We start from the raw sequence: 8,094 nt of genomic DNA, 5'->3' as shown, positions 1-8,094 counted from the left end.
GTAACCACTCCTCCCCGACCTTACCAAAGGTGATGACATTAGAGGCAGTATCATGTTCAAAACAGAAATTATTGTCTTTAAAGTCATCTCTGACTTGTCGTGCCTTTTTCAGCGATAAATCAGGATAAAGACCTAACTGAATGCGTCGACGTTTTTTAGTTTGTGGATCTGTATAGCGATAGCACCAAGATTTTCTTCCACTCGGTTCAATCTTCAGGCTAAGCCCATCTTCATCGGATAAAAAACAGGTTTTTTCCTTGCAGTGAGCTTGGCGAACTTTAATTTCAGTAAGACTCATGGAATTTAAATGAAACCTAATAAGGGGTTGATTGGATCAATTATATCAAAATAGAAAGCTTTATATATGATGCGTATGATACGCATCATATGAAATTGTAAATTATTATTTTATATATTTATTATTGAGACTATTCTATATTTAGTAACCAGTTTAAGTACCACCTTTACTTTAAGTTCCTAACAACTAACTTTTTCTGTAATCAATGTTTAAATAAGTATTATGCAGCTAATTCTAAGATGATTTAGCAAAGGTCTTATCTGAAAAATTTGTCAAATATGTAGCAATTCACACGATTAATTTTTTTCCAGGGTAAATTATATTGATGAGTGAACCGTACCGGGTTTGTCGGAGACTTTTTTATTTAAGTTAGGCCACCTGACCTAACGGGTTAATCTTATCATAGTACATTGCTTCAAACTCAAAAGGCGATACATAACCCAGTGCACTGTGTACACGCTTTTTATTGAACCAATCTACCCAGTTTAGTGTCGCAAGTTGTACATCTGCTAAACCTTGCCAATCTGCTTTTAAATATTCAATCACCTCTGTTTTGTATAAACCATTTACCGTTTCAGCCAAAGTATTATCATACGAATTACCAGTCGTGCCGACTGACGCTCGTAAATTTGCTGCTTCTAGACGATTGGTGTAGCGAATAGAGAGGTATTGCACACCTCTGTCTTCATGATGAATTACATTCTTTGGCATACCTCGATCATGCAATGCTTGCTACAGTGCATCAAGTACCATATCTGTATTCATCCGTGTTGATACTTTCCATCCAACAATTGCTCGCGAGAACACATCAATAATAAAGGCGGTGTAGACCCAGCCATAATTGGTTTGAATATACGTAAAGTCACTGACCTGAGAAGCACTGCTTCGCAAGGGTCAGGTCGATCAGCACTAAAATTCCGTTTCACTAAATCATCTGCTCGTTTTTGATCATCTCGGCTGCGGGTAGTTTGTTTGTTCTTACCACGCCAAACACCTTGTATACCTAGCTTTTTCATTAATCGAGCAACAGTACAGCGTGCAATAATATAGCCTTCACGTTTCAGTTTTTGCCAGACTTTACGTACACCATACCGACCTGAGCTTTCCTTCCAAATTCGTTTAATCTCCTCAGCATGATGCAAGTCATGTAAATCTCGCTTTGCTCGATGTTCTGGATTTTCGCAGAGATCTAGAGTCCGGTAATAGGTTGAAGCTGCGATCGGTAAAATCCTACAAATCGCATCAACACCATATAAGTCTTTATTGTTATGGATGAAATCCACCATTATTTGTGTGGGCGGTCGAGCTCCGCCTGGGCGAAAAAAGCGGCTGCTTTACGTAGAATTTCATTGGCACGCTTTAATTCTTTAATTTCACGTTCCATTTGCTTCATTTTTTCTTGATCAGATATCTGTTGTACTTTAATAGGATTTTGCTGATCTAAATGCTTTTGATGCCAGGCACGAAGTGTTTCAGGAGTACAACCAATCTTAGGCGCAATTGCTGTGATTGCAGCCCAAGTAGAAGGATAATCTTTTTCGGATTCAATCAATAATTGAACGGCTCTTTCTCTGATTTCAGGGGTATATTTTAATTTTGTCATCGGGACACTACGCTTCGCTACGTCTTGCGAAGCAATGCTTCTCATCTCAGAATATTGACCCTCCGACAAACCCGGTACGGTTAATTGCTTAAAAATTTACGCATCTGTCTATGTCTTCTAGTGAGACCTAGTACCTCTTTACGCTTAATAATTTCATCTTCAGTAAAAGGCAGATGATTGATAAGCTGCTCAATCACCATAAAACTATTTTCAATTAAGAAACTATCTTGCTCGGTTGTCCAATTTGAGGTTATATGCTCAGATTTTTTAGACTGTCTTTTCATAAAAAGAAATTATACCTAATCATGAGGACTCTTGACTTTCTTCAAGCACTCTCGGCATACACAAATTTCTTTTTGGTCATTGGTGTAATCAATCTCTCTAGCACCATGAAGGCCAAATATACACATTAATAATCTGATCATTTTATTTCTCCTTTAAGTACTTAAAAGCTACATATCTTAGGCATCTATATTTATATGAATCCCTGTAAGACAGCATTTCGAACAACTTTATCGAAGTTTGAATGAAATGAATTTTCAGTAGTGTGACGCTTTGACAATAAACAGAAACTTGCTACCGCACCTATGCTCACCAAAGTTAATAATTTCATCTTTAATTCCATCCATGTAGAACTTTTGATTCAAACATATCACTCTGATTTGTATCTATCTAACCGCCTTCTGATGAATTACTGTTCATAATGTAACCACATTATTATTTATGTAATTGAATTTATTAAATAATGAAACAATTCCTCTCAGATTACACTGAATTATTACAACTTATAGATTTAAAGCTTTATGGGCCCATCTCAGAAATTTATCTTTATCGTTGAAATGCGGAACATTCAATAAATTGATGTAGGAAACTTCACCAAAGTTTCCTGAGATTTTATTTGATTCAAGAACTGTAAAATCTTCTTCTTGCCCTACATGTACTTCTCGAAAAAACTCCGTAACCTTCCGATCAAGGTTTAGTGAGGTAAACCCCTCTCTCTCAACTAAAAAGTCATAGATCTGGCTAATCACATGTAGTTCAAATTTTCTATTCATTGTCTTCCGTTCTCATAATTATTTTAACAATTGGTTTAATTTAAACTAATTTCTTTTACGGATAAAGGCAATAAAAAACCTACTCTCATGGACATTTAAATAGATTTTCGCTTAGCCTTTGCCAGTAATATCTCTATTCGTTGAGTAACTTCCCACAATTTAAGCTCAGCATCACGCCAAAAATAGTAGACGTCACCATCTATGACATACAGTTGCTTAATGTAGTTTGTTGATTTTGTCTTGTTTACTTCTTTAGCATTAAAAGAGGGTTTATCAAGCACTATTACCCTGCCATCTAAATCACCACCGATACAGATATTCATTTCTATTCTTCTTGTTGTAAGCAATGATTAAACTATATCACAAACAAAAAAGCGCAATTATCTGAACGAACCATATCTACTAAGTATATGATAAATATTAAAATTTACACCAATACGATTTAAGTTAAGCTACCATTAAAAAAGCCCTACATCTCTGTAAGGCTTTTCCCCTTGGTCATGTGCGCTGATACAAGGAATCGTTGTTTTTATTTACAACAAAATAATTAAATCATTAATCGAATAAAAAATGAAGCAAAAAAAACCTGCAACTTGGGGAAGGTGCAGGTATAAACTGATATTAACTATCATGGAGAACTTAATACCAACTAATATACTTGGTTTATATTGAGACCTCATTCACATTTTATTCCAAATTATCTAGCAACAAAAAAAGCCCATCAAATGATGAGCTTTTTACGGTAATTAAGTGAATTTCCATATGTACGTCCACTATAGCAGAAATATGCCATATACCTTGATCAGGGTCAAGTGAGCATATTCTCAATTTGCACTTCTAGCTTTGCTTTAATACTATTCACCTAAGCACTTAAAATAATTGACCTAATGTCTGAACCTCAGTTTTCTCTCAGTGATTATCTATCCACAGTACAGGAAGTAATTCAAATTACTTTCAATGAACCTGTATGGGTTAAAGCTGAGATCCGCAATCTTAGTATTAAGGGCGGACATTACTATCTTGAGTTAGCTGAAAAGGATGAAAGTACCGACAAAGTTATAGCAAGTTGCAAAGGGACCATCTGGAAATTTACAGCTCAGAAAATGGTGCTTAAGTTTGAAAGGGAAAGCGGTGTAGAGCTTTCAAAAGATTTAAATGTCCTGGTAAAAGTCAGAGCCAAGTTTGATCCACAGTATGGCTTTTCAGTTAATGTTGAAGATATTGATTCAAGCTATACGCTTGGAGACATTGCACGGCGCTATCAACAAATTTTAGAAAGACTTACCTCTGAAGGCTTATTAAATAAAAACAAGCTCATCCTTACTCCGTTTGATATTCAGAATGTCCTGGTAATTGCTCCTGAGAATGCGGCAGGTTTAGGTGACTTCAAAAAAGATGCTGATGCTTTAGAAAAATCTGGTGTATGTCATTTCAAATACTATTCAGCCACATTTCAAGGGAACACTGCAGCACAGAGTATCATCACTTCTCTAAGTAATGGTCTGAGACAATGGGCTACCGATTTCAATATCCCACCTGATCTCATTGTGATTATCCGCGGCGGTGGTGCTGTGAACGACCTTGCCTATTTAAATGATTACGAACTGGCAGCATTGTTGGCTAAACGAACTGTTCCGATTTGGGTCGGCATTGGTCACGAGAAAGACCGCACAATACTAGATGAAGTTGCAAACCGTTCATTTGATACACCAAGTAAAGTGATTGGTGGTATTCGTAATCTTATCGCTGAACGGACGCAGGACGTCTTAGATTCATTCCAAACCATAAAGCTCTTATCTCAACATCAAATCACGGCGTACCAAAGTCAAAATGATCAATACATGAGAGTGATTAAGACGCTTGCACATGGGCAAATCAATGAAGCTAATAAAAGCGTAGATTTGCTGCGAAGCACCCTGCATTACTTAGCCCAGCAACAGATCAAACTGGCAACGAATCAAGTCGAATCACTGATGCGTGAAACCTTAATTCAGAATCCAAGAAACGTGATGGCTAAAGGCTACGGAATTGTTCGTAGTGAAGGAAAAGCTATTCGCTCTATTCAACAAATCTCAGGTGATAACATCCAGGTCGAATTACTGGATGGTACCATTCAAGCAAATGTAACGAAGGTATATAGGAATGAGTAAAAAAGAACTCTCTTTCAAGAAAGGTTATGAAGTCCTTAAAAAGAATGCTGAACTATTGGAGTCACAGGAAGAACCAGACATCGACAATTTAATGAAAATCGTTGAAGAGTCTATGGTGGCATACAGAGCCTGTAAAACACGTGTAGATGCAGTTCAACAGGCTTTGAATGAGACATTTAAGGAACAATAAGTTAATAATATGGGAAAATTTGATTTTACTTTTTTGGTCTACATTAGATTAAATAAGGATTTGATCATTAAACAACATTGGATGAATGTGTTCGAATAAGTTTAATTTCGACCATGTTTGCCTTTGGGAGGAGTCTACCATTAAGTTGTAAGATCAAAACCAATCGAGATATTTCCTCGATTTATTAATGCTCGGTTATTGGTGGACCAATTCACTGTACGATAGATTTTAGGTACAGGCTTCTTCATTTGGAATTTATATTGTTGAAAAATATTCAAGAAGAAATTTATGCAATAAAGCGACTTCAACTTATACATCTTTGTGTAACAAAGCCATAATAAATATAAAAAATGAATTCTTATTAAACATGTAAGAAAGGTTTACGATGTATTATAAGCATTAATAATGTAAATTACGTTCTGCTTGTGTTTGCTTATTGACAACTTAAGTATTATAAAAAAAATATCAACCTATAATAAAATATAATTGCAATATGAGATATTAAAATTGAGAAATATAATAGATGAATCAATTCTACAATTAGAATACTTGAAATCTTTAATAGATAAGTTTAGTTCAAATTACAATAAGCCATGTCTATTCTTAGATATAGATGGAACTTTATCTGATTTTCAATTAAATCCTATCGATAGTTATATTCCGACTAAGACTTTAAATATTTTAAGACAAATTATTTCAAAGAAGATTCCTGTTATAGCTGTGACTGGACGAGATATTGATTCTGCACGTAAATTATTTGAATCCATTGATCTTCCAATTGCCGCATTGCATGGATTAGAAATATATATAGGAAATGAAAAAAAATTACATACACCAAAGAGTTTCTTAGAAATTTCAAATATTTACAAAATTTTAGCTCGAGCATGTATCGCCTATCCAAGTTTACTGATTGAAAACAAGAAATCATCAATTGCGTTGCATTATAGGAAAGCTCCAGAGCTCGAAGATATAGCAAAAAAAATAATGTTAGAAGCTCAAAAGATATTCCCCAACCTAAGATTAATTCAAGGGAAATTCGTTTATGAATTAATACCCGCTCAAGCCAATAAAGGCTTGGCAATCAAGGAAGTTTTAGCTCATTTAAACCAGTATGAGGTTTACACACCAATATTCATTGGCGATGACGTCACGGACGAAGATGGTTTTTATTTTGTGAATCAGGTGGAAGATGGCATCTCAATCAAAGTCGGTCAAGGGCTTACCTATGCGAAATACCAGCTTAAAGACACAAAGCAAGTACATAATTTTTTGGAATTATTTTTAGAACACACTCGGAACTGTGACAACAATGTTAAGGGTAACAACAACTTAGATGGAGAGAAAACATGTCTAAATTAATTATTTTATCGAATCGAGTCAGTATTCCCAATGGACAAAAAACTACAGCAGGTGGGCTTGCAGTCGCTATACAAGATGCATTAGATGATATTGGTGGTGTATGGGTCGGATGGAATGGCGAACGAGTTCATAAGCAAGAGGAAGTACATTTTAATATTCTTCGGAAGGATAAAGTTGAATATGTCACCTGCCCTTTAACAAATTCTCAATATTCAGATTATTATGCAGGGTTTGCCAACAATTCACTTTGGCCTGCCATGCATTATCGTTCAGACCTGATTGAGTTTAAATCATCAGAATACCAAGGATATCAAAAAGTAAATTATTTATTCGCTCAAAAACTTGCCGAAATTGCAGATCCAGACGATACCATTTGGGTCCATGATTATCATTTTTTAAGTGTAGCGAAATATTGCCGTGAACTCGGTATGCAGAATAAAATTGGATTTTTCCTGCACATTCCTTTTGCACCTTTATTTATCTGGCAAAAAATTCCATGTGCTCAACAATTGATTGAGGATCTATGCCAATACGATGTGGTGGGTCTACAAACAGATAAAGATCAAAAAGTGTGTATGCAAGTATGCACATCTTTATTGAACGCACAGAAAATTCAACAAACTTTGTTAAGCTACCATCAACGTTTAACCATAATTAAATGCTACCCAATTGGTGTAAATCCAACAGCGATTCAAAAAGCGGCCCATAAGTTTATTGATGTACAAGACTTCCTTACCCGTCCAGTAGAGCTGAATGCTGCAAAAACCATTATCGGCGTAGATCGGATTGATTATTCAAAAGGTTTACTGGAACGCTTTTTGTCCTATGCAGAGTTCTTAGAGAAATATCCTGAGTATCAGCAGCATATTCAACATTTACAAATTGCTTGCCCATGTCGTTTGGAAGTTCCAGCTTATCAACGTTTATTTGAGCGTTTCAAGATTAAGATCGAAATGATTAATCAGGAATTTGCAAAGGAAGAGTGGCAACCCGTGGAATGTATTTATGATGCAATAAAACATCATCATTTGATGCAAATCTATCGTCAAGCCGATGTGTGCTGGATCAGTTCAATACGAGACGGGATGAATCTGGTCGCGAAAGAATATATTGCCGCGCAAAATCCATCAAATCCTGGTGTACTTATTCTATCCAAATATGCAGGTGCTGCAGAGCATATGTCAGAAGCACTTCTGGTTGATCCCACCGACAAAATGGCGATGGTCAATGCCTTAAAAACAGCACTGGAAATGCCACGACAAGAACGTATTTCACGCTACAAACAACTAATGAAAGGTTTAAAAGATTTTGATATTAATGACTGGCGCAATGCATTTCTTAACGACTTACAGAACAAAACCGCTGTGCAGGATTTCAGATTCCTGGGAATGCGTAACGTTACCCCTATTTATCAAAATTTATAGTACTTCGATTTGTAA

General features: G+C 35.8%; 8 protein-coding genes, 2 pseudogenes and 1 other annotated feature. Of the genes and pseudogenes, 4 read left to right on the top strand and 6 right to left on the bottom strand.

The window, feature by feature from the left end:
• The 5 genes and pseudogenes from J500_RS15125 to J500_RS15095 all read right to left on the bottom strand — a co-directional run.
• On the bottom strand, positions 1–298 hold a 298-nt coding region (locus J500_RS15125; RefSeq protein WP_034700389.1), incomplete at its 3' end, for an Arm DNA-binding domain-containing protein.
• Between the two features lie 369 nt (positions 299–667).
• Positions 668–1,901 (bottom strand): annotated as a pseudogene (locus J500_RS17220) (IS3 family transposase).
• Positions 1,510–1,626: a sequence feature (AL1L pseudoknot), on the bottom strand. Its footprint overlaps the pseudogene before it by 117 nt.
• A gap of 80 nt (positions 1,902–1,981) precedes the next feature.
• Entirely contained in the window at positions 1,982–2,185 is a 204-nt protein-coding gene (locus J500_RS15105) for a hypothetical protein (RefSeq protein WP_034700385.1), read from the bottom strand.
• A gap of 501 nt (positions 2,186–2,686) precedes the next feature.
• Positions 2,687–2,956, bottom strand: coding sequence for a hypothetical protein (locus J500_RS15100; RefSeq protein WP_034700383.1), 270 nt, complete (start codon positions 2,954–2,956; stop codon positions 2,687–2,689).
• Positions 2,957–3,051: 95 nt separating this feature from the next.
• Entirely contained in the window at positions 3,052–3,279 is a 228-nt protein-coding gene (locus tag J500_RS15095; RefSeq protein WP_034700381.1) for a hypothetical protein, read from the bottom strand.
• A 564-nt stretch (positions 3,280–3,843) separates the two neighbouring features.
• Between J500_RS15095 and xseA the strand changes: the two genes are divergently transcribed.
• Together xseA and xseB are read left to right on the top strand one after the other, a co-directional pair.
• Positions 3,844–5,106, top strand: coding sequence for an exodeoxyribonuclease VII large subunit (gene xseA / locus J500_RS15090; RefSeq protein ID WP_034700379.1), 1,263 nt, complete (start codon positions 3,844–3,846; stop codon positions 5,104–5,106).
• Positions 5,099–5,296 (top strand): exodeoxyribonuclease VII small subunit, encoded by a 198-nt coding sequence (gene xseB, locus J500_RS15085; protein WP_004984989.1) that lies wholly within the window; start codon positions 5,099–5,101, stop codon positions 5,294–5,296. Before xseA ends, xseB begins: the two co-directional genes overlap by 8 nt.
• A 104-nt stretch (positions 5,297–5,400) precedes the next feature.
• Here the strand turns inward: xseB and J500_RS17215 are convergent.
• Positions 5,401–5,544: pseudogene (locus J500_RS17215) on the bottom strand (IS5/IS1182 family transposase); the annotation flags it as partial.
• 259 nt (positions 5,545–5,803) lie between these two features.
• On the opposite strand from J500_RS17215, the gene otsB reads away from it, so the two are divergent.
• Both otsB and J500_RS15075 read left to right on the top strand, forming a co-directional pair.
• Positions 5,804–6,655, top strand: coding sequence for a trehalose-phosphatase (gene otsB / locus J500_RS15080; protein WP_034700376.1), 852 nt, complete (start codon positions 5,804–5,806; stop codon positions 6,653–6,655).
• Entirely contained in the window at positions 6,643–8,079 is a 1,437-nt protein-coding gene (locus tag J500_RS15075) for a trehalose-6-phosphate synthase (RefSeq protein ID WP_034700374.1), read from the top strand. The genes otsB and J500_RS15075 overlap by 13 nt, the downstream gene beginning before the upstream one ends.
• Positions 8,080–8,094 lie beyond the last annotated feature (15 nt).

Origin of the sequence: Acinetobacter sp. 479375 (genome assembly GCF_000581715.1) — a bacterium.
Lineage (GTDB): Bacteria > Pseudomonadota > Gammaproteobacteria > Pseudomonadales > Moraxellaceae > Acinetobacter > Acinetobacter ursingii.
This window is presented reverse-complemented; position numbering and strand designations above follow the sequence as displayed.